The 20,960-nt window shown below is 38.0% G+C and carries 17 protein-coding genes and 1 tRNA gene; 10 read left to right on the top strand and 8 right to left on the bottom strand.

From position 1 onward, the window contains the following. Entirely contained in the window at positions 1-1,746 is a 1,746-nt protein-coding gene (gene aspS / locus BGO88_RS11895) for an aspartate--tRNA ligase (RefSeq protein ID WP_286707014.1), read from the bottom strand. Positions 1,747-2,063: 317 nt separating this feature from the next. On the opposite strand from aspS, the gene BGO88_RS11890 reads away from it, so the two are divergent. Then, entirely contained in the window at positions 2,064-2,411 is a 348-nt protein-coding gene (locus BGO88_RS11890; RefSeq protein ID WP_101470833.1) for a toxin-antitoxin system YwqK family antitoxin, read from the top strand. Positions 2,412-2,467: 56 nt separating this feature from the next. On the opposite strand, the gene BGO88_RS11885 is transcribed toward BGO88_RS11890, so the two are convergent. From BGO88_RS11885 to BGO88_RS11865, 5 genes are all read right to left on the bottom strand, one after another. Further along, positions 2,468-3,025, bottom strand: coding sequence for a hypothetical protein (locus BGO88_RS11885; RefSeq protein WP_286707013.1), 558 nt, complete (start codon positions 3,023-3,025; stop codon positions 2,468-2,470). A 147-nt stretch (positions 3,026-3,172) separates the two neighbouring features. Further along, the gene (locus BGO88_RS11880; RefSeq protein WP_286707012.1) at positions 3,173-6,349 is read right to left on the bottom strand and encodes an efflux RND transporter permease subunit; all 3,177 of its coding nucleotides are present in this window, start codon (positions 6,347-6,349) and stop codon (positions 3,173-3,175) included. A 166-nt stretch (positions 6,350-6,515) separates the two neighbouring features. Continuing rightward, positions 6,516-7,577: an efflux RND transporter periplasmic adaptor subunit gene (locus tag BGO88_RS11875; RefSeq protein WP_286707011.1), complete on the bottom strand. Its 1,062-nt coding sequence runs from the start codon at positions 7,575-7,577 to the stop codon at positions 6,516-6,518. Between the two features lie 18 nt (positions 7,578-7,595). Then, entirely contained in the window at positions 7,596-8,933 is a 1,338-nt protein-coding gene (locus BGO88_RS11870) for a TolC family protein (protein WP_502686509.1), read from the bottom strand. Positions 8,934-8,952: 19 nt separating this feature from the next. Further along, positions 8,953-9,573: a TetR/AcrR family transcriptional regulator gene (locus BGO88_RS11865; RefSeq protein WP_056071786.1), complete on the bottom strand. Its 621-nt coding sequence runs from the start codon at positions 9,571-9,573 to the stop codon at positions 8,953-8,955. A gap of 171 nt (positions 9,574-9,744) precedes the next feature. On the opposite strand from BGO88_RS11865, the gene BGO88_RS11860 reads away from it, so the two are divergent. Next, complete coding sequence (locus BGO88_RS11860; protein WP_286707009.1) at positions 9,745-10,719, top strand: polyprenyl synthetase family protein; 975 nt, start codon at positions 9,745-9,747, stop codon at positions 10,717-10,719. A gap of 50 nt (positions 10,720-10,769) precedes the next feature. After that, on the top strand, positions 10,770-11,123 hold the full coding sequence (locus BGO88_RS11855) for a hypothetical protein (RefSeq protein WP_056071788.1): 354 nt from the start codon (positions 10,770-10,772) through the stop codon (positions 11,121-11,123). A gap of 260 nt (positions 11,124-11,383) precedes the next feature. Here BGO88_RS11855 and BGO88_RS11850 read toward each other — a convergent pair whose 3' ends face one another. Further along, on the bottom strand, positions 11,384-11,917 hold the full coding sequence (locus BGO88_RS11850; RefSeq protein WP_056071791.1) for a hypothetical protein: 534 nt from the start codon (positions 11,915-11,917) through the stop codon (positions 11,384-11,386). Between the two features lie 114 nt (positions 11,918-12,031). Between BGO88_RS11850 and BGO88_RS11845 the strand changes: the two genes are divergently transcribed. Further along, positions 12,032-14,815: a 2-oxoglutarate dehydrogenase E1 component gene (locus BGO88_RS11845; protein WP_286707008.1), complete on the top strand. Its 2,784-nt coding sequence runs from the start codon at positions 12,032-12,034 to the stop codon at positions 14,813-14,815. A gap of 88 nt (positions 14,816-14,903) precedes the next feature. Then, the gene (gene odhB / locus BGO88_RS11840) at positions 14,904-16,142 is read left to right on the top strand and encodes a 2-oxoglutarate dehydrogenase complex dihydrolipoyllysine-residue succinyltransferase (protein WP_056071796.1); all 1,239 of its coding nucleotides are present in this window, start codon (positions 14,904-14,906) and stop codon (positions 16,140-16,142) included. A gap of 63 nt (positions 16,143-16,205) precedes the next feature. Here odhB and BGO88_RS11835 read toward each other — a convergent pair whose 3' ends face one another. After that, positions 16,206-16,646, bottom strand: coding sequence for a retropepsin-like aspartic protease (locus tag BGO88_RS11835; RefSeq protein WP_101470825.1), 441 nt, complete (start codon positions 16,644-16,646; stop codon positions 16,206-16,208). 123 nt (positions 16,647-16,769) lie between these two features. Here BGO88_RS11835 and BGO88_RS11830 point away from each other — a divergent pair, with 123 nt between their 5' ends. The 5 genes from BGO88_RS11830 to BGO88_RS11810 all read left to right on the top strand — a co-directional run bounded on the left by BGO88_RS11830 (position 16,770) and on the right by BGO88_RS11810 (position 20,535). Beyond that, positions 16,770-17,537 (top strand): TatD family hydrolase, encoded by a 768-nt coding sequence (locus tag BGO88_RS11830; RefSeq protein WP_101470824.1) that lies wholly within the window; start codon positions 16,770-16,772, stop codon positions 17,535-17,537. Positions 17,538-17,602: 65 nt separating this feature from the next. Next, on the top strand, positions 17,603-18,739 hold the full coding sequence (locus BGO88_RS11825; protein WP_101470823.1) for a 1-acyl-sn-glycerol-3-phosphate acyltransferase: 1,137 nt from the start codon (positions 17,603-17,605) through the stop codon (positions 18,737-18,739). Then, positions 18,729-19,757: an asparaginase gene (locus BGO88_RS11820; RefSeq protein ID WP_286707072.1), complete on the top strand. Its 1,029-nt coding sequence runs from the start codon at positions 18,729-18,731 to the stop codon at positions 19,755-19,757. Before BGO88_RS11825 ends, BGO88_RS11820 begins: the two co-directional genes overlap by 11 nt. A gap of 62 nt (positions 19,758-19,819) precedes the next feature. Beyond that, a tRNA-Ser gene (locus tag BGO88_RS11815) sits at positions 19,820-19,906 on the top strand. Positions 19,907-20,112: 206 nt separating this feature from the next. Next, entirely contained in the window at positions 20,113-20,535 is a 423-nt protein-coding gene (locus BGO88_RS11810; protein WP_286707007.1) for a helix-turn-helix domain-containing protein, read from the top strand. Positions 20,536-20,960: the final 425 nt, after the last annotated feature.

The following is a 20,960-nucleotide window of genomic DNA, read 5'->3' as shown; positions in this document are numbered from 1 at the left end:
TTATTTAAGTCGGATATGAAGTTCTTCCAATTGCTTGTCGTCAATGGCAGAAGGAGCATCAATCATCACGTCACGTCCCGAATTGTTTTTAGGGAAAGCGATAAAGTCGCGTATGGTTTCCTGTCCTCCTAAAATGGCAACCAATCGGTCTAATCCAAAAGCTAGTCCTCCGTGTGGCGGTGCTCCAAACTGGAAAGCATCCATCAAAAAGCCAAATTGGTTTCGGGCTTCTTCTTCAGTAAAGCCAAGGTATTTGAACATTAGCTGCTGTGTTGCCTTATCATGGATTCTGATAGAACCACCTCCAATTTCATTTCCGTTCAAGACCATATCATAAGCATTGGCTCTTACGTTGCCCGGCTCGGTTTCAAGTAAGGCAATATCTTCCGGTTTTGGAGACGTAAACGGGTGGTGCATCGCGTGGTATCTGCCGCTTTCTTCGTCAAACTCCAACAAAGGGAAATCTACTACCCAAAGTGGAGCAAAAACTTCAGGATTTCTCAATCCCAAACGGGTTGCCAACTCCATTCTTAAGGCACTCAATTGAGTTCTTGTCTTGTTTGCAGGGCCGGAAAGAACCAGAATCAAATCGCCTGGTTTTGCTCCGGTGGCTTTTGCCCAGTTTTGCAAATCATCCTGATCGTAGAATTTATCAACAGACGACTTGATACTTCCATCCAATTCATATTTGGCATATACCATTCCGGTAGCGCCTATTTGTGGTCGTTTAACCCAATCAATCAGGTTGTCGATTTCTTTTCTGGTATATGAAGCACAGCCAGGAGCCGCAATTCCTACTACAAGTTCGGCATTTTTAAAAACGGCAAATTCTTTATGTTGTGACACTTCGTTCAATTCGCCAAATTCCATTCCGAAACGGATATCCGGTTTGTCATTACCATAGGTTTTCATGGCATAATCATAAGTAATCCTTGGAAATTTATCCACTTCAATTCCCTTGATTTCTTTCAACAGATGGCGTGTCAGTCCTTCAAAAACATTAAGAATATCTTCCTGCTCTACAAAAGCCATTTCACAGTCAATCTGTGTAAATTCTGGCTGTCTGTCGGCTCTTAAATCCTCATCACGGAAACATTTCACGATTTGGAAATATTTGTCCATACCTCCAACCATCAACAATTGTTTGAAAGTCTGAGGGGATTGAGGCAAGGCATAAAACTGTCCTTCGTTCATTCTTGACGGTACGACAAAATCTCTGGCTCCTTCCGGAGTCGATTTGATAAGGTAAGGTGTCTCAACTTCACAAAAATCCAGGTCTGAAAGATATTTTCTGACTTCCATCGCCACTTTGTGACGGAAAAGCAGGCTGTTTTTTACCGGATTTCTTCTGATATCCAGGTAACGGTATTTCATTCTAATGTCTTCACCACCGTCGGTTTCATCTTCAATTGTAAATGGAGGAGTCAATGCCGCATTCAGCAGGCTTAATTCTGAAACTAAAATTTCAATATCGCCGGTTGACATGTTTTTGTTTTTTGACTCTCTTTCAATAACAGTTCCTTTTACCTGAATGACAAATTCCCTGCCCAATGTTTTGGCCATTTCAAAAACGGCAGCATCGGTTCTTTCTGAATCAAAAATCAATTGCGTAATTCCATAGCGGTCGCGCAGGTCAACCCAAATCATAAAACCTTTATCACGTGTTTTTTGAACCCAACCCGCAAGCGTAACTTCTGTATTAATGTGTGAAGCATTTAATTCTCCACAATTATGACTTCTATACATTATCAAAATTTTAGATGGCAAATTTAGTGATAATTGTCAATTATGAATTATGATTTTTCAAATTATAAAGAGTGTAAAAAATAAAATTTATATAGGTAATAATCAATGTTCTTTGAGGTTTTTGCTTCTTTATTCTGTTTTGAGCAATAGATGTGTTTTTTGGGTGATTTTGTGAATGCCAGTGTTTGTAGGACTTACGAAGATTCCAATGTTAAGTTTTCATTCAATGTTACCAAATTGTTAAGTTAAAGTTTTTTAATTGTAAAGGAATAATTATATTTGTTAGAGAATTGTAAATAACTAAAAAAGACAGAATTATGAAAAAGTGTTTGATTATGGCAGTGATGCTGGTTTCTGGAGTTGTTTTTGCGCAAAAAGCGGATCATAAATATGAAGTTGTAGATAATATGGTAAAGGCTACCTATTTTTATGATAATGGAAAAGTGATGCAGGAAGGATTCTATAAAGATGGGAAAGTCCACGGAAAATGGATTTCTTATGATGAGGCAGGAAACAAAAAATCTTTAGGAGAATATAATAACGGTGCCAAGACCGGGAAATGGTTTTTTTGGACAGATAATAATTTAAGTGAAGTTGATTATTCTGACAGCAGAGTTGCAGCAGTTAAAAACTGGAAGCAGGATGCTCTTGCAAACAGAAATTAAATCTGATTATCTCCAAAGAAAAATCCATTAGAAATACTAATGGATTTTTTTTGTTCTTATTTTAGACTTCTGTTACTGCTTTTTCCGGAACCAATTTCCTTGAAAGAAGCAATAATTTTGTCCATGGGTTCTTTGAATTTTTCCTTGCTGCTTTCTATCGTCCAGGTTACAATTTGGTAAAACCTGTCATTTCCCTCGACATAAGCGATATCATAAAAAACAGGAATTTCATCAGCTTTTCCAGTCAGTGTAAATGTTTTGGCTTTTAGTCCGTTGATTTGAGTGTCTTTTGTGTCTGTAAAAACACCATTTTTGATAGACGCTTCCAGGCTTCCTCTTAAAATTTGATAATAACCGTTGAAATCAGGAGTAAATTCAGTTGTAACTTTTGCCGCATTGGCGAATTCCTCTTTAGGCTCATCTATGATTACGATGTAAAACTCTTTGAAAACATTTTGATATTGTAATGAAGCCATGTCATGCAGGCCTTTTGCTTCCGAAAGAAAGGAAGGCAGCTCTACGGAATATTTGTTTTTTACCGTTACGGTTTCGGTTTTGTCTGAAGTGCAGGAAAGCATCAAAACAAAAAGGCTAAGTGCCATTATCTTTTTCATAGGATGAAATTTTACTGCAATATAAAAAATGTGTCCGAGATTTATTCCGGTCGGACAAGAAAATAGGCTTTTGCAGGAGCAAAAAAATCCCGACTGATGGTTTTCAGCCGGGAAATTTCAAGGTTAATTCGTTTTTGGAACGATTATTTAAGAGTGTTTTGCGGTAAATCCGTCGTCACTCAATTCTTTGTGCTCGTAATCGGCTACCATCAATTCCTCATATTTCACAGGTTCTTTGCCTTTGTTGAATCTTGCAATCAGGCTATCGAAAATAGCATATACCACAGGAACAATAATCAAGGTAAGGAATAATGAACTAATCAATCCTCCAATAATTACCCAGGCCAAACCGTTGTTCATTTCGGCAGCAGCTCCTGAAGCCAATGCAATAGGCACCATACCGAAAACCATCGCAATCGTCGTCATCAAGATAGGACGAAGTCGGGCATGGTTCGCCTGAATCAGTGCCATGTATGTCGTTTCGCCTTCTGCTTTTCTGTGGTTTGCGAAGTCGACAAGAAGAATCGCGTTTTTACAAACCAGACCAATAAGCATGATTACCCCTAAAATCGTAAAGATATTAAGCGAGTTGTTGGTCAGTGCCAACGCCATCAATGCTCCAATAAACGATAATGGTATCGAGAACAAGACCACAAACGGATAAACGAAACTGTTATATAAAGCTACCATTACAAGGTAAACCAAAATAATAGCGGCTAATAAAGCGATTCCTAACGTACCGAAACCTTCTGCCTGGTTTTCCATATCACCACCCCAAACATAGCTTACACCTGTTGGTTTTTCCAGTTTTGAAAACTGTGCTTCCCATTCTGCAGCAACGTCTCCGGAAGGTCTACCAATGGTCTGTGCTTTAATCGATACGGCGGTTGCCTTGTCACGACGCTCCAGTAAGCTTGGTCCTGAACTTTCTTTAACGCTTGCAAATTGAGATAGTTTGATTTGCTGTCCCATATCGTTAATGAATACCAGGTCGCTTACGTTATTAATATTCGAACGGTCGTATTCATTAAAACGGATATTGATGTCGTATTCATATTCTCCGGCACGGAACTTAGCATCTGTGTTTCCGTTAAATGCAGTCTGCATGGTTGTTCCAACAGTTTGTAGTGTAAGACCTAAAGCAGCCATCTTATCTCTGTCAACCTGAACGGCAATTTCCGGGCTACCTTCTTCTACGGAAAGTTTGATTTCTGTAGCTCCCTTGATTTTCATCAGCTGTGCTTCTGCTTTTTTGGCAAAGGCGGTTGCACTTTCTAAATCCGGTCCGGTAACGGTCAGGAATATAGGAGCTTCATCAGCACCACCCATGATACTAACAGGTACGGTCTTAATTTTGGCACCTACGAGAATTTTTTCCAATTCACGTTTCATTTTAGCCGCATAGATATACGTTCCGTCTTCACGAAGTGATTTATCAATCAGCTTCACGTCAATCTCTGCTTTGTAAACGGTAGCCTGTGTCGCACCAAAACCTTCGCTGGTTTGTCCTACAGTGGTTACGATTTCTTCAATTTCTTTTTTATGCCTTAGATAATCTTCTGCTTTTTGGGCAATAAAGTTGGACTGCTCGATAGAAGCATCTTTTGGAAGTTCGATTTGTACAAGGAACTGCCCACGGTCAATTTTCGGGAAGAATTCTCCTCCAATGAAACCACCACCAAGTAAGCCAAAGGTTGAAAGAAGAAAGACTGCGGCAACAATCCCTAAGGTTGTTTTCTTATATTTCAAAGACCATTTCAAAATATCAGTTACCTTATGCGTAAACTTATCAAGTCCTCTTTCAAATGCAAGAATAATTCTTCCAAAGAAAGTTCTGTCCGTAATATGCTCCAGTTTTCCATATCGTGAGGAAAGCCACGGTACAATAGTAAATGATGACAGTAAGGATAGCAACGTAGCAATAATAACGGTAACACAGAATTGTGTAATAATGTTAGCAACCAGACCTGTACTCATAGCGATAGGCAAGAATACAACCACGATAACCAATGTAATTGCGGTTACGGTAAATCCGATTTCTGCAGTTCCGTCAAAGGCGGCACGTACTTTGTTTTTACCCATTTCCATGTGGCGGTAAATGTTTTCCAATACCACAATCGCGTCATCCACAAGAATACCAACCACCAATGAAAGTCCGAGTAAGCTCATTAAGTTCAGGGTATAGCCCATCATATAAATCCCGATAAACGTAGCAATCAGGGAAGCCGGAATGGAGACCATTACAATAAAGGCGTTTCTGATACTGTGCAGGAAGAAAAGCATTACGAATGCTACCAGGAATACGGCCAGGAACAAGTCATGGATTACCGAATCAGCCGCAGCCAGTGTAAATTCTGAAGTATCGTTGGCTACTTTAAGTTTTAATTCTTGCTTTTCATAATCTTTTTCAATTTTAGCAATAGCAGCATAAATCTCCTCACTCACCGTTACGGCATTTGCATCGGTCTGTTTGATAACCTGTAATACAATTGCATTGTTGGAATTGACACGCGCAATTTTCTCAACTTCTTTCTGTGAATCCTGAACATCGGCTACATCGCCAAGGCGTATTTGGATTCCGTTTTTAGAGGAAATTACTAAATTCCTCATTTCTTCTACATTCTTGTATTTTCCGGCAAGACGGACCAACATGGTAGTTTCTCTTGTCTGGATGTTTCCGGTTGGGAAGTCAAGGTTGGAAGACAATATCATTTGCTGTACCTGCGGAACAGAGATTCCGTAACCTTTTAATTTGTTTTGGTCAAGACTTACCTGAATTTCTCTTTCTTCACCACCAACAAGGTTAACTTGAGCCACACCTTTTACACGCGAAAGTATAGGCTGGATTTTCTTGTCTAACAAATCATAAAATGCCACTTCGTCCATTTTTGCGGTTGCCCCGATAGTAATTACCGGCAAGTCGCTCAAAGAGAATTTGGTCAGGGAAGGCGGGTCAACATCTTCCGGTAAATCCTTTTCGATGGCATTGATTTTTCTTTGGGCATCGTTAAGAGAATAATCTGCATCGGCTTCCGGTTCCAAAGTTACCATAACGATGGATAAACTCTCGATAGATTTCGATTCTACTTTCTTTACGTTTTCCAGAGAGGAAACGGCGTCTTCGATTTTTTTGGTTACCGTATTCTCTACTTCCCCAGGAGAGGCTCCCGGATATACAGTAGAAATTGTAACCACGTTTATTTCAAACTTCGGGATCAATTCATAGCTCAACTGGCTGTAGCTAAACAGACCGCCGAGCGTTAGAATGATAAACAACACAATCACAAGGGTTGGTCGTTTGATTGATATTTCTGCTATTTTCATTTTATAAGTTTAAAGTCTTGAGGTTTAGAGTCAAAGGTCATAAAGTCAAAAGAGAGGAAGTTAAAAGTTGTAAAGTCGAAAGTTGTAAAGTCAAAAGTCACTTTTTTGTCAACTATTCACTATTAACTATCCACTATCAATTATCGACTATGAACTAAACTGTCAACTATTTTATTGGATTTACTTTTGTTCCGTCAGTCAGGTTGATTTGTCCGCTTATGACAACAATTTCCCCATCGTTTAAGCCGTCAAGAACCTCTACTTTTTCTCCGAAAACTCTTCCGGCAACTATCTTTTTCAGTTTTGCAACATTGTTCTCTACAACAAATACCTGATTACTGCTAACACTTCCTACAAAAGCATTTCTAGGAATTACTTTAAGCGGTTTTTGCTGTGTCGCTTTTGATGTAAATTCCGCTGTTCCGTACATTCCTGCCTTGATTTCATTGTCAGGATTGTTTGCAATTTCAATTTCTACAGGGAAGTTTAATGATTCGTCTGCTTTTGGAGCAATGAAAGTAATTTTTCCGGAGAATTCCTTATCAGGAAATACACTTGCCTTTACTTTAACGACAGAACCTACTTTTAGTTCAGGAATTTGGTTTTCGCTCACGGCTACTTTCAATTTTAGCTTTGAAACGTTGACCAATTCAAACAATTCTGTTCCTGGTGCTACTACAGAACCCGGTTCGATGCTTTTCTTGTTTACGATTCCGTTAATGGAAGATTTGATTGTTGCATCACCATAAGTAATTTTAGCCTGGTCTAATTTTGCTTTAGCATTGACAAGCGCCAGTTTTGCCTGGTCTAATTGCTGTTGTGTAACACCACCTGTTTTAAAAGCATTTTCATAACGCTTGCTGTCTGTTAAAGCATTTTGGTAGGCAGCATTGGCATTCTGTACATCAATAGAAAGCTGGTCGCCTTTTATGATAGCCAATGTTTGTCCAATTCGAACCTGGCTTCCTTCTTCTACTAAAACTTTGATAACTCTTCCGGAATTTTCAGCAGAAAATTTTAATTCCTGTGATGGAATAAAATTACCATTTGCCACGAAGTCCGAGTTGATAGCTTCAGTTTTTACAGATGCAGTTCGTACAGCAACTGTGGTATTTTTCTCTGAAACGATAGCCGTTTCGGCTTCGTTTTTCTTTTTATTATTCATTAAAATGAAACCAAACAGTCCAAGGACGCCTATTCCAATACCTATATATATTAATTTTTTCATCTTTTGTATGATTGATTTTTAATTGATTAAAGTTTTTAGTTCTCCTTTAGCTTTGATAAGCTGAACTTCGGCCAGCTTATAATCCAATAAAGCAGAGTTGTAATTGTTCTGTGCTTCTACCAAAGAGTTCTCAGCATCAAGTAGATCTGTCAATGAAGCTAATCCATTATAATAATTGTTTTTGGTGTCGCTTAGGACTTCTTCAGCCAGTCTCACATTTTCTTTCTGGTTGTTTATCGTGATAATACTGTTGTTGATTTGCGTTTTTGAATTTTCATAGGCCAAATCAAGAGAAAGTTTTGTTTCCTGCATATCTTCTTTAACCTGTTTCAACTCAATATCAGCCTGGCGGACTCTCGCTCTTGTTCCAAATCCGGTAAAGATTGGAATTTTCAGGTCTAAGCCTATGATGGAATAGTCTGACCAGTAAACACCTTCTGAAGACTTTGCTCCCAAAGGCAATTTAGGTCCCTGTCCAATATAGTTATAACTTCCGGAAATAGCTAAAGTGGGATAATACTCAGCAACAATAGATTTTTTTTGGTAGTCCAAAAGCTGCTCCTGTTTTTTCAGTAAGGCATATTCCGTTCTTTGAGTCGAATCAGGCTGTTCTGAAAGCGCATGAGGCGTAACCTCAAATTCTGTCTGCGGAATCTCGATTTGCGTTTCAATTGGCATACCCATATAAAACTTCAAAGAGTTTTCCTGTAATTGCACCTCATTGATTAACTGCTGGCGTTGCGTATTGATATTGTGCAATTTTACAGTAATACGGTCCAAATCAATTTTCTTTGCAAGCCCGTTGTCATACTGGCCTTTGATAATTTCTCTGACTTTTGAGGTATTCACATAGTTGCTGTCAATTACGGTAAGTTTCTGTCTTTGTACAAAAACCTGATAATAATTGTTGGCAACTCTTTCGATTACCTGTTCTTCTGTAAGCTGCTGATTGATTTGATAAAACTCACGGGTCGTTCTGGCTGCTTTCAAACCGGTAAATACGGCCTGGTCAAAAATGTTTTGCGTTAATGAAACACCTCCTACAGAACTCCACTTTTGTCCTAAAGGAGCTAAGATGGTAGTGCCCGGCTGTCCGAAAAAGTCACCCGGCAAGGCATTTAACTGTAAAATTGGATTGTAGGTCACATTTCCGTGAGCACTAATCTGTGGCAAAGCTCTGGAACGTACTTCCTGGATTTGGTATTCGCTGTTCTCTACTTTAAGCTTGGCCTTTTTAGCATCTGCTTTATTTTCCAAGGCATATTGGATAGCATCTTTTAGCGTCAGCTTTCGGGTCTGTGCCTGAATGCCTTGCGAAAAAATGAATCCGATCAGCAGGATAGCGAGTCTGTTCATACTCTTCATTTGATTTAAATTATTTATTATTGATTGATTTTGATTGTTCCTTAAATAAGGTATTCATTATAATTTCTTTTCTGTCGTCCAGAATTTTTTCATATTCTTCATCGGTCAGGCGCATGGTTTTTTGGAAAAGCGGACGCATAGAAATAGGAAAGGAGATCAGGGAAACCATATTAATTATAAACTGTATAGGTTCCATTTTTTCGATGGTTCCCTTTTCCATTTCTACAACCAATTCTTCGTAGAATTTTTTAAGCATGCGTTCCATTCCTTCTTCATCCTTAAAATAGCATCCCTGGTTAAATTGTGTTACCAGATAAATTTCCATGTAGGGATATTCTTTCGCCATTACAAAAGAATCATCAATAAATTCTTCAATTTTGGCTTTAAATGGCAATTCTGAAAAAACAATAGATTCTGTTCTTTGTTGCTCTTTTTCCTGAGCATCGGCAAAAACTATTTCAAATAATTTATCTCTGGAACGGAAATAATAATTTATCAAGGTTCTGTTAACTCCCGCGGCATCAGCTATTTCCTGGGTAGTTGCATTAAATTTTCCTTCACCAAAAAATAATTTCTTGGCAGTTTTTTTAATCAATTCCTCAGTAGCTTCATCTTTGTTTTTAATGTACATAGTGTTTAACATTTTTGTTAAACAAAATTATTAAATAATTTATTTTGACAAATTTGTCAAATTGTATTTAACTTTTCTTTAACAAAAAACGTTTTCGCGCTCTGTGAATTTTAGAACTTCGAAAGTTTGTTGAGGTATAAAGAATAACTTACTTTAGCCAAAATTTTTTTTATGCATTCTATTAGTGAATATCAGGATGGCTTTATAGATTATTTGGAGAGCCGGAAGATTGTTGGTGAACCAAAATCGCTATACGAACCAATACAGTATATATTGTCATTAGGAGGAAAAAGAATTCGTCCTGTATTGACATTGATGGTCGCAGAGATTTTTGATTTGGAGTATAAGAAAGCTTTGCCTGCAGCTTTTGCGGTTGAAGTATTCCATAATTTCTCTCTCGTTCATGACGATATAATAGATGATGCGCCGCTTCGTCGGGGCAAAGAGACGGTTCATGAAAAATGGAATATCAATACCGGTATTCTTTCCGGTGATGCGATGCTGATTTTAGCCTACCAGTATTTTGAGCAGTATGAGCCGGTAATTTTTCAGGCATTAGCAAAGATTTTTAGCAAAACAGCGCTTGAAGTATGCGAAGGGCAGCAATGGGATGTGGATTTTGAAAATCGTGACGATGTTACTATTCCGGAATATCTGAAAATGATTGAATACAAGACAGCCGTACTGGTTGGAGCTGCCATGAAAATGGGAGCGATTATCGCTGAAACTTCTATTGAAAACTGCGAAGCGATTTATAATTTCGGATTAAATCTTGGTATCGCTTTCCAGTTGCAGGATGATTATCTTGACGCTTTTGGAGATCCGGAAACTTTTGGAAAACAGGTTGGAGGAGATATAATTGAAAATAAAAAAACGTATCTTTATTTGAAGACGCTCCAATTTGCAACACCGGAAGTAAAAGAACAGCTGCTGCACCTGTATTCGATACAGCCAACAGACAATTCTGAAAAGATAAATTCTGTAAAAGAAATTTTTAATCATACCGGTGCCTCACAAGCCACTCAGGAAGCGATTAAGGAATATACGTTTAAGGCTTTTGAAACCTTGGAGAAATTAAATATTGCTCAGGATAAGAAAGCAGTATTGAAAGCTTTTGGGGAAAATTTGATGAGCCGAAAAGTTTAATATCTCACCCTTTCAGGGTTTCAAACCCTGAAAGGGTTATAAAAAATAGTATGAATTTTATTGCACCCATAAATACAGATGATTTACTTTCTGAAGCCGAGAAAGAAAACCTGTATTTGAAATTACTGGAACAAGTCAACAAGGACTTTAATTTTGCAAACGAACCGATTGATTTTCCATTGAGTACAAAGCCGGTTGAGTTGAAAATCCAACTGCATGAAAAAGTGTACAGGCTAATTCAGCATAAATTTGCAGAATACCTGAACCTGCTTTATATTATTGATGTTCCTGAAGTTGAGGTCAAAAAATTAGACGGCTCTGATTTGGTAGAGCTTTCCGAACAGATTACTTTTCTTATTCTCAAAAGGGAATGGCAGAAAGTTTGGTTTCGAAATAGACTTTAGAAAGTTTCTGAGTTGCTGAGGTACTAAGGTTTTAAGGTCTTTAGTTCTCTTATAGCCAGATGATTTTGGATTAATTTGATTTCGAATTTTAGCTACAGAATTTTTAGAAGCTAATTCACAAAAAGGAAATACAAAACCTACCTTTAATAACGTTTTCTTTTAAACATAAGATACACAACCTTAGCACCTCAGAACCTTATCCCTTAGCAACTTAAAAAACATACAAACTTAGCACCTCAGTATCTTAGTGTCTTAGCACCTTAAAAATAAACCCTCACAAAAGGCATCAAAGCATCATTATAAACATTCTTGTCGCTGTCATGTAAAACATTATATCGGGCACCAACAGTAATGTTGTCCATTCTGTAACCGGCTCCCAGAAAAAGTGCCGTACTCCAAAAATTGTCAGAACCGCCCCCAACTTTATCGTCATAGTCCAGGTTGACTCTTAATTGTTCCAATTCTGCAGAAAGTTGAATTTCGGGAATCGGATTTGTCAGTAGGATAAGGCTGGGACCGTAGATATAGGATTCATAAAAGTCTTTATCTCTTACATAACTTACCTGCAATGCCAAACCGGCAGAAAAATAGGGATTGAAGTCATATATTGCGCTTGGAGCCACGGAAAGATTTGTGTATCCTGACCCGAAACCAAGACCTAATCCGCCTCCAAAACGTATCCTGCTTTGGAAATCATTGTTCGTATTTTGCTGTGCAGTAGCATTTGATGAAACAGCCAGGAAAATAACTGCCATCAAGGTTTTTGTTATATGGTTTAGATTAAGTATTTTCATGGCCAAATTTTAAGTTAAGTTTAAGACATAAAAGTATGAAATATTTATTAGATTGTTCTAATTGTCGTACTTTTGCAAAAATATTTTTAACAAATTAGGACATTCAATTAAATTATGGATAGGTTTTCCTTTTTAAACGCGGCACATACTGAATTTTTTGCTCAATTATATGATGAATATCTTGAAAATCCGGATAGCGTAGAGCCAAGCTGGAGAAGTTTCTTCCAGGGCTTTGATTTCGGAATGCAGACATATAATGAAGAATATGAGGCTCCGGCACAACAACTTGCCAATTATGCGACATCAGGTAATGTTGATGTAAGCCAGATTTCAGAAAAACTACAAAAAGAATTTAATGTGCTGAAGCTGATCGATGCCTACAGAACGCGCGGTCACTTATTTACGAAAACCAATCCGGTAAGAGAAAGAAGAATTTTCAGCCCGAATCTGGATCTTGAAAACTTCGGACTTTCACAGTCTGATTTGAATACTGTTTTTGATGCGGCAAAAGCCATCAAAATTGCTCCTTGTTCTTTACAGGAAATCATCGGTCACTTAGATAAAATCTACTGCCAGCACATTGGTGTGGAATACATGTATATCCGTAAGCCGGAAGTAATCCAATGGATTCAGGACAGAATCGGATACAATGACAACCATCCAAGATTTTCAGATGACCAGAAGAAAAACATTCTTAATAAATTAAATGAGGCAGTTTCTTTCGAGAACTTCCTTCATACCAAATATGTAGGTCAGAAACGTTTCTCACTTGAAGGAGGTGAAACATTAATCCCGGCTCTTGATGCTTTAATTGAAGCGGCGGCAGAAAAAGGAGTAGAGCAGTTTGTTATGGGAATGGCACACAGAGGCCGTTTAAATGTTTTGGCAAACGTTTTTGGAAAAAACACACAGGATATTTTCTCTGAATTTGATGGTAAGGATTATGATGATGACGCTCTTTTCGATGGTGACGTAAAATACCACTTAGGATTGACTGCTGATAAAAAGACAAAATCAGGCAAAAGTATCAACATCAATTTAGCACCAAACCCTTCACACCTGGAAACGGTTGGAGCTGTAATTGAAGGAATCACAAGAGCAAAACAAGATCGCTATTTCCCGGATGATTTCTCAAAAGTATTACCAATTGCACTTCATGGAGATGCGGCTGTTGCAGGACAGGGAATTGTTTATGAAATCGTTCAGATGGCACAATTGGACGGATATAAGACAGGAGGAACAATTCACCTGGTAATCAACAACCAGGTTGGATTTACGACAAACTATCTTGATGCCCGTTCTTCTACCTACTGTACTGATATTGCAAAAGTGACGCTTTCACCGGTTTTACACGTCAATGGGGATGATGCGGAAGCAGTGGTTCATGCCATGCTTTTTGCTCTGGATTACAGAATGCAGTTTGGAAGCGATGTTTTTATCGACCTGCTAGGATATAGAAAATACGGGCACAATGAAGGTGACGAGCCTCGTTTTACCCAGCCAAAATTATATAAGATTATTGCCAAACATCAGAACCCAAGAGACATCTATGCTGAAAGATTAATGGCAGAAGGTGTGATTGATGATAAATATGTAGGCAAATTAGAAAAAGAATACAAGGCGATGTTGGATGAAAATCTGGAAGCATCGCGTAAAAAAGACCTGACTATTATTACTCCGTTTATGCAAAACGAATGGAATGGTTTTGTTCAGGCAGATGAAAAAGAAATGCTTCAGAAAGTTGACACGACTTTCTCAAAGGAAAAATTGGGAGAAATTGCACAGACAATTACAACATTGCCAAGTGATAAGAAATTTATCAGCAAAATCCAGAAGCTAATCAATGACAGAAAAGTCATGTTTGAAACGGATAAGCTGGATTGGGCAATGGCTGAATTATTGGCTTACGGTTCTTTGATGACAGAAGGTTATGATGTTCGTATTTCAGGACAGGATGTAGAAAGAGGAACATTCTCTCACCGTCATGCTGTTGTGAAAGTGGAAGATTCTGAAGAAGAAGTAATCTTATTGCAGCATTTGAAAGACCAAAAGGGAAAATTCCATATCTACAATTCGCTTTTGTCTGAATATGGTGTAGTTGGTTTTGATTACGGATATGCTTTGGCAAGTCCAAAAACATTAACGATTTGGGAAGCCCAGTTTGGGGATTTCTCTAACGGTGCTCAAATCATGATTGACCAGTATATTTCTGCTGCAGAAGACAAATGGAACAACCAAAACGGACTTGTAATGCTACTGCCTCATGGTTATGAAGGTCAGGGAGCAGAACACTCTTCAGCAAGAATGGAAAGATACCTGCAGCTTTGTGCAAACCACAATATGTTTGTGGCGGACTGTACAACTCCAGCAAATTTTTTCCACTTGTTAAGAAGACAGATGAAAACGTCCTACAGAAAGCCATTGATTGTATTTACTCCAAAAAGTTTATTGCGTCATCCGGCAGTAGTTTCTTCTGTAGATGAATTTGCAAATGGAAGTTTCCAGGAAGTTTTAGACGATCCGAATGCAAATGCTAAAGACATCAAAACTTTAGTATTCTGTACTGGAAAATTCTATTATGATTTGGTAGCAGAAAGAGAAGCAAATGGAAGAAAAGATGTTGCTTTTGTAAGAATCGAACAGCTTTTCCCTTTACCGGTTGAGCAGTTGAAAGCGATTATTGAAAAATATCCAAATGTTGACGACTATGTTTGGGCACAGGAAGAGCCTAAAAATATGGGAGCTTACGGATATATGCTGATGAATTTTGATTTAGTGAAATTCAGAGTGGCTTCTTTGAAAGCGTACAGCGCGCCTGCTGCAGGAAGCTATGCTCGTTCTAAAAAGCGTCATGCGGCTGCAATAGCAATGGTTTTTGATAAAAATCTTTTCAGCTAATTAAGATTTTGATGCCAATCAGGCTAAAAAACGTAATTTTGAAATAATAAGTAGTATACAAATAACAACACCATAAAATTATATACAGATGATTTTAGAAATGAAAGTTCCTTCACCTGGGGAATCAATCACCGAAGTTGAAATCGCAACTTGGTTAGTAAAAGACGGAGATTACGTAGAAAAAGATCAAGCGATTGCTGAAGTAGATTCAGATAAAGCAACTTTGGAATTGCCGGCTGAAGCTAGCGGAATTATCACGCTAAAAGCAGAAGAAGGTGATGCTGTAGCTGTGGGCCAGGTAGTTTGCCTGATTGATACAAGCGCTGCTAAGCCTGAAGGAAGTGCTCCGGCAAAAGAAGAGAAAAAAGAGGAAGCTCCAAAAGCAGAAGTTAAAAAAGAAGAGCCTAAAGCAGAAGTAAAACCAGCACCTGCTGCAGAAAAAACGTATGCTACAGGAACTCCTTCACCGGCTGCGAGAAAAATCCTGGATGAGAAAAATATTGAAGCATCATCTGTTACTGGAACCGGAAAAGGTGGTAGAATCACTAAAGACGATGCGGTAAACGCAAAAGCTTCTATGGGAACTCCAACAGGAGGAAACCGCGGTTCTGAAAGAACAAAATTATCAATGCTTCGCAGAAAAGTAGCAGAGCGTTTGGTTGCAGCCAAAAACGAAACGGCAATGCTTACGACTTTCAACGAAGTAAACATGACGCCAATCAACTTGGTTCGTAATGAATACAAAGATGCCTTTAAGGCAAAACACGGCGGATTAAGCTTAGGTTATATGTCTTTCTTTACTAAAGCAGTGACAAGAGCATTGCAGCTTTATCCGGATGTAAACTCAATGATTGACGGACAAGAAAAAATTTCATACGATTTCTGTGATATTTCAGTAGCGGTTTCCGGACCAAAAGGATTGATGGTTCCTGTGGTTAGAAATGCTGAAAATTTGTCTTTCCGCGGAATTGAGTCTGAAATCAAGAGATTGGCTATAAGAGCTCGCGACGGACAAATTACTGTAGACGATATGACCGGAGGAACTTTTACAATTTCTAACGGAGGTGTTTTTGGAAGTATGCTTTCAACACCAATCATCAACCCTCCACAATCCGGTATCTTAGGAATGCACAACATTATCGAGCGTCCGATTGCCGTAAATGGGAAAGTGGAAATCCACCCAATGATGTATGTAGCGCTTTCTTATGACCACAGAATTATTGACGGACGTGAGTCAGTTGGTTTCCTGGTTGCAGTAAAAGAAGGTTTGGAGAATCCGGTAGAATTATTGATGGATAACAATCCTAAAAAAGCTTTGGAACTATAATTTCAGGCTTTGGAATAAATAAAAAATCCCGTTCGAAAGAATGGGATTTTTTTATGTCTTTTTTTATTGTTTCAAATAAAAATATTCTCCGTTATAGTCAATAATACCCTTGCCTTTCATTAAAATATCTGCGCCAATAATGCCGTGGACAGGTTTCGCCTTATATTGCTCCAGTGCCAGATTAACGTGCGACATATTAAAAATAACCAATGAAAAATCATCGGTTTTCCAACGTCCCAATTGGAGCGTGTTGTTTGTCGACATTTGGGTTTCCATACCTACAGCTCCGGCTCCGGCTGCTTTTGTGGAAGATTCTTCTGCGAACAGGTTGAAATGTTCAATATCTCCAAAGCCAACACAACTGTTGGATGCGCCGGTGTCTAATATAAAACTACCGCTCACACCATTAATTTTAGCCTTAATGACGAGATGGTTTGTTTTTGAGATTTTTAACTTGATTTTTTTGTAACCTTTCTTTTTTAAGGCATCGAAAATAGTATCCATTGGTAAGCTATGAGTAAATCAAAAATAGCGATTTACAAACAAACACATCCCATCCAAAACATAATATTTTGCTAAGATTTTCCTGCTTTTGGGATTTGCGTACATTGTTCCTATTTTTGCAGTATGATTTTAGTAGACACCCATTCGCATATTTACAGCGAAGAATTTCAACAGGACAGAGAAGAAATGATGCAACGTGCTTTTGATGCCGGCGTTCAGAAAATTTTTGTTCCGTCAATCGATTCCGGCTATACCCAAAAAATGTATGATTTGGAAAAACAATATCCGGAAAACGTATTCCTTATGATGGGATTACACCCTACTTATGTGAAGGAAAACTATGAAGAAGAATTGGCCTTTGTAGAATCTCAACTCTCCAAAAGAAAATTCTATGCTGTTGGTGAAATCGGGATCGACCTTTTTTGGGATAAGACCCGATTGGAAGAACAAAAAATTGCTTTTAAAAGACAAATCCAGTTGGCTAAACAATACAGTCTTCCAATAAATATCCATTGCAGAGATGCATTCGATGAGGTTTTTGAAGTTCTTGAATCAGAAAAAGATGATAAGCTATTCGGGATTTTCCATTGCTTTACCGGCGATTATAATCAGGCACAACAGGCCATTTCTTATAATATGAAATTAGGAATTGGCGGTGTCGCAACCTTTAAGAATGGAAAAATAGACCAGTTTCTGAACGAGATAGATTTGAAACACATCGTTTTAGAGACCGATTCGCCTTATCTGGCTCCGGTACCTTTTAGGGGTAAAAGAAATGAAAGTAGCTATACAAAGCTTGTGGCAGAAAAATTAGCCCTGATATATGGCGTTTCTGTTGACGAGATTGCTAAAATCACGACCGAAAATGCCAAAGAGGTTTTCGGTATTTAACAAAGAAAACACATCAAATTCATAAAATTTTTGTTCATTTGTAGATTGTTAAAAAAACGTAAGTAATGTCAAAATTCGATAAGATTCGACCGTTTTATGATAGCGAAGTAAACGAAGCCTTATGCAAAGTTGCCGATCATCCGATGATGAAAGCCATGATGAGCTTTACGTATCCGGACGTCGAAGAAAAAGATTGGATAGAACAGCTAAAAAGGACCCATTCCATTAGAGATTTCCAGTGCAATTTTATTTATCATGCCGTCATGAAGGTGCTTGAAAAAAGTTCGGACGGATTGACTACTTCTGGTTTTGAAAAATTAGAAAAACATACGCCTTATCTTTTTATTTCCAATCACAGGGATATTATTTTAGACACGTCGCTGTTGAATACCTGCCTGTTCGATCACGGTTTGGTCATGACAGCTTCGGCAATTGGCGATAATTTAGTCCGCAAATCCTTCCTGCATACCTTGTCTAAACTGAACCGAAATTTTCTGGTTCAAAGGAGTTTGTCACCAAGAGAATTGCTTCAAAGTTCAAAATTGATGTCGGAATATATCTGCCAGCTTATTTTGAGAGAAAACCGTTCCGTTTGGATTGCCCAACGTGAAGGAAGAACAAAAGATGGTAATGATGCCACACATCCGGGAGTGCTAAAAATGCTTTCGATGGGTTCTGACGAAGAAAACCTGATGGACTATTTTAAGAAATTAAAAATTGTTCCGGTATCCATTTCCTATGAATACGACCCGACAGATGCGCTAAAAATGCCTCAGCTAATGGCAGAAGCAAATGATGAGGTGTATATCAAAGAGAAAAACGAAGACTTTATGACGCTTCTGAGCGGAATTATGGGCCAGAAAAAAAGAATCCATATTCACGTAGGAGATGTTTTAGAATCTGAATTGGATGAAATTGCTTCTAAATTTGACAATTCTAACCGTCAGATACAAGCTTTGGCACAAGCAATAGATGATTCTGTGCTGGCGAACTACAAGTTATGGCCAACCAATTATATTGCTTATGATTTGTTGAACAATACGGATAAATATTCCCATCTGTATACCGAAAAGGAAAAGTCGCTTTTCGAAAGAAGATTAGAAATAAGAATCGACGAAAATAATCCGTTAGAACTGCAAGGCTTCCTGGCAATGTATGCCAATCCGGTAGTCAATAAATCAAAATATGAAAATGCTGTCTAAAGCAAAAATACTTTTGATCTATACCGGTGGTACTATCGGTATGGTAAAAGATTTTGAGACCGGTGCCTTAAAGGCTTTCAATTTTAGCAAACTGCTCCAAAGAATACCCGAATTGAAACAGTTGGACTGTGAGATTGAAACGGTTTCTTTTGATACTCCTATAGATTCTTCGAATATGAATCCTGATAAATGGGTCAGGATTGCAACGATTATTGAAGAAAACTACATTGCTTTTGATGGTTTTGTAGTGCTTCATGGTTCAGATACGATGTCGTATTCTGCCTCTGCACTGAGTTTTATGCTGGAAAATCTTTCCAAGCCGGTCGTGTTTACGGGCTCCCAATTGCCCATAGGCGATTTAAGGACAGACGCTAAAGAAAATCTGATTACAGCAATTCAAATTGCTTCCTTGCAACATAAGAATAAGCCGGTTATTAATGAAGTATGTCTTTATTTTGAATACAAGCTGTACAGAGGAAATCGGACTACAAAAATAAACGCAGAGCATTTCAACGCTTTTATGTCGCCCAATTATCCGCCATTGGCTGAATCAGGTGTCCATCTAAAAGTAAACAATGACTTGCTGATCCCAAAATCCGGAAACAAAAAATTCCAGGTACATAAAGAACTGGACAATAATGTGGCTGTCGTAAAAATGTTTCCCGGAATTAGCGAAAATGTACTGGATGCTATTTTCTCTATTCCCAACCTGAAAGGCGTTGTCTTGGAAACCTATGGCGCAGGAAATGCACCAACAGACGAATGGTTTATTGCATTGCTAAAAAAAGCCATTAAAAACGGATTGCATGTTATCAATGTGACGCAATGTACGGCCGGAAGCGTAAGTATGGGACATTATGAAACGAGTACATCGTTGAAAAAAATAGGAGTCATATCCGGAAAAGACATCACTACAGAATCGGCAATAACAAAGCTGATGTATCTGATTGGGCAAAAAGTTTCCCCAAATGTATTCAAGACCATTTATGAAACCGCTTTACGGGGCGAATTGTCATAATTTTTTAGCGATAAATTTTCTTTAGTCATAATTTTTGCAGTTCTTTGCAACCGCAAATTAATAGAGAGGTGTCCGAGTGGTTGAAGGAGCAAGCCTGGAAAGTTTGTATATGGGTAACTGTATCGTGGGTTCGAATCCCATCCTCTCTGCTAGGAGGGTCTTCATCAAGAAGACCCTCTTTTTTTTTCGTATATGAGTAATCCCTTTTGTCTCATTTTTGGGTGATTGTGAGATAATATGTCTGCCTGATAAAATCTCTTTTTTATCTCATTTACGCAATTTATTCATGTAAATTATCGAATGATAGCAGAAATTTCCGTAATTTACCTCTCGTAAAAAGAATTATATTTGCCATATGACAGATATTGCAACACCAAACCGTAAAATACATCAGGGTCGCAACGTAAAACGTTTCCGTGAAATGCTGGGCATCAAGCAGGATGCACTGGCATACGAGCTTGGTGAAGACTGGAATCAGAAAAAAATTTCTTTACTGGAACAGAAAGAAACTATAGAATCTGATGTACTTTCTCGTGTAGCCAAAATACTTAAAGTACCTACTGAAGCTATTGAGAATTTTGATGAGGACTCGGCTATCAATATCATAGCAAATACTTTCCATGATAGTGCTGTTGCGAATACTTTTACTGATGGTGCACAAGCGAACTTTAATTGTACATTCAATCCTCTTGATAAGATGGTTGAATTGTACGAGCGTATGCTTCAACAGCAAAAGGAAATGATTGAAAAGCTGGAGAAGTTGATACAAGGCAAGTAATTCCTTTCTTATTTATTTTCCCAACACACAAAAACACAGAGCTAACGGGTAACTGCGCATGTGCATAATGGCTTTGCCAGTGCTTTGCTATCTTGGTATTTACCTGCTGTGTAGGTTTTTATCCGCTTTATGATAGCTATAATTTTAAGAAATGTTTAAATTATAGTCTTATCGGTTCATTACAGATACTATACGACACTTATGTTCGATAGGATAATTCACGTTTATTTTCTATTTTAACTTTTTCATTGATTTACCAGTAAGTTTTTTTCACTATTTATTTTCGATTATACTGTATTTTAGTTTTGATTACGGTTTCCCGTAATTTATTAAGATTTTGTTTTTAGTATATTTGGTTGAATAGAAATTTATTCAGAATTTCTATTGTGAAATATTGAAAATCTAATTAATAGAGATAAAAATAC

The sequence above is a fragment of the Flavobacterium sp. 38-13 genome (genome assembly GCF_001899155.1).
Taxonomy (GTDB): domain Bacteria; phylum Bacteroidota; class Bacteroidia; order Flavobacteriales; family Flavobacteriaceae; genus Flavobacterium; species Flavobacterium lindanitolerans.
The sequence above is the reverse complement of the archived record's forward strand: the minus strand, read 5'-3'. Positions and strand labels throughout refer to the sequence as shown.

Bases quoted from the DNA above. Each gene is read 5' to 3' on its own strand.
- aspS (WP_286707014.1), bottom strand. From the start codon at position 1,746: ATGTATAGAAGTCATAATTGTGGAGAATTAAATGCTTCACACATTAAT.
- BGO88_RS11890 (WP_101470833.1), top strand. From the start codon at position 2,064: ATGAAAAAGTGTTTGATTATGGCAGTGATGCTGGTTTCTGGAGTTGTT.
- BGO88_RS11885 (WP_286707013.1), bottom strand. From the start codon at position 3,025: ATGAAAAAGATAATGGCACTTAGCCTTTTTGTTTTGATGCTTTCCTGC.
- BGO88_RS11880 (WP_286707012.1), bottom strand. From the start codon at position 6,349: ATGAAAATAGCAGAAATATCAATCAAACGACCAACCCTTGTGATTGTG.
- BGO88_RS11875 (WP_286707011.1), bottom strand. From the start codon at position 7,577: ATGAAAAAATTAATATATATAGGTATTGGAATAGGCGTCCTTGGACTG.
- BGO88_RS11870 (WP_502686509.1), bottom strand. From the start codon at position 8,933: ATGAACAGACTCGCTATCCTGCTGATCGGATTCATTTTTTCGCAAGGC.
- BGO88_RS11865 (WP_056071786.1), bottom strand. From the start codon at position 9,573: ATGTACATTAAAAACAAAGATGAAGCTACTGAGGAATTGATTAAAAAA.
- BGO88_RS11860 (WP_286707009.1), top strand. From the start codon at position 9,745: ATGCATTCTATTAGTGAATATCAGGATGGCTTTATAGATTATTTGGAG.
- BGO88_RS11855 (WP_056071788.1), top strand. From the start codon at position 10,770: ATGAATTTTATTGCACCCATAAATACAGATGATTTACTTTCTGAAGCC.
- BGO88_RS11850 (WP_056071791.1), bottom strand. From the start codon at position 11,917: ATGAAAATACTTAATCTAAACCATATAACAAAAACCTTGATGGCAGTT.
- BGO88_RS11845 (WP_286707008.1), top strand. From the start codon at position 12,032: ATGGATAGGTTTTCCTTTTTAAACGCGGCACATACTGAATTTTTTGCT.
- odhB (WP_056071796.1), top strand. From the start codon at position 14,904: ATGATTTTAGAAATGAAAGTTCCTTCACCTGGGGAATCAATCACCGAA.
- BGO88_RS11835 (WP_101470825.1), bottom strand. From the start codon at position 16,646: ATGGATACTATTTTCGATGCCTTAAAAAAGAAAGGTTACAAAAAAATC.
- BGO88_RS11830 (WP_101470824.1), top strand. From the start codon at position 16,770: ATGATTTTAGTAGACACCCATTCGCATATTTACAGCGAAGAATTTCAA.
- BGO88_RS11825 (WP_101470823.1), top strand. From the start codon at position 17,603: ATGTCAAAATTCGATAAGATTCGACCGTTTTATGATAGCGAAGTAAAC.
- BGO88_RS11820 (WP_286707072.1), top strand. From the start codon at position 18,729: ATGCTGTCTAAAGCAAAAATACTTTTGATCTATACCGGTGGTACTATC.
- BGO88_RS11810 (WP_286707007.1), top strand. From the start codon at position 20,113: ATGACAGATATTGCAACACCAAACCGTAAAATACATCAGGGTCGCAAC.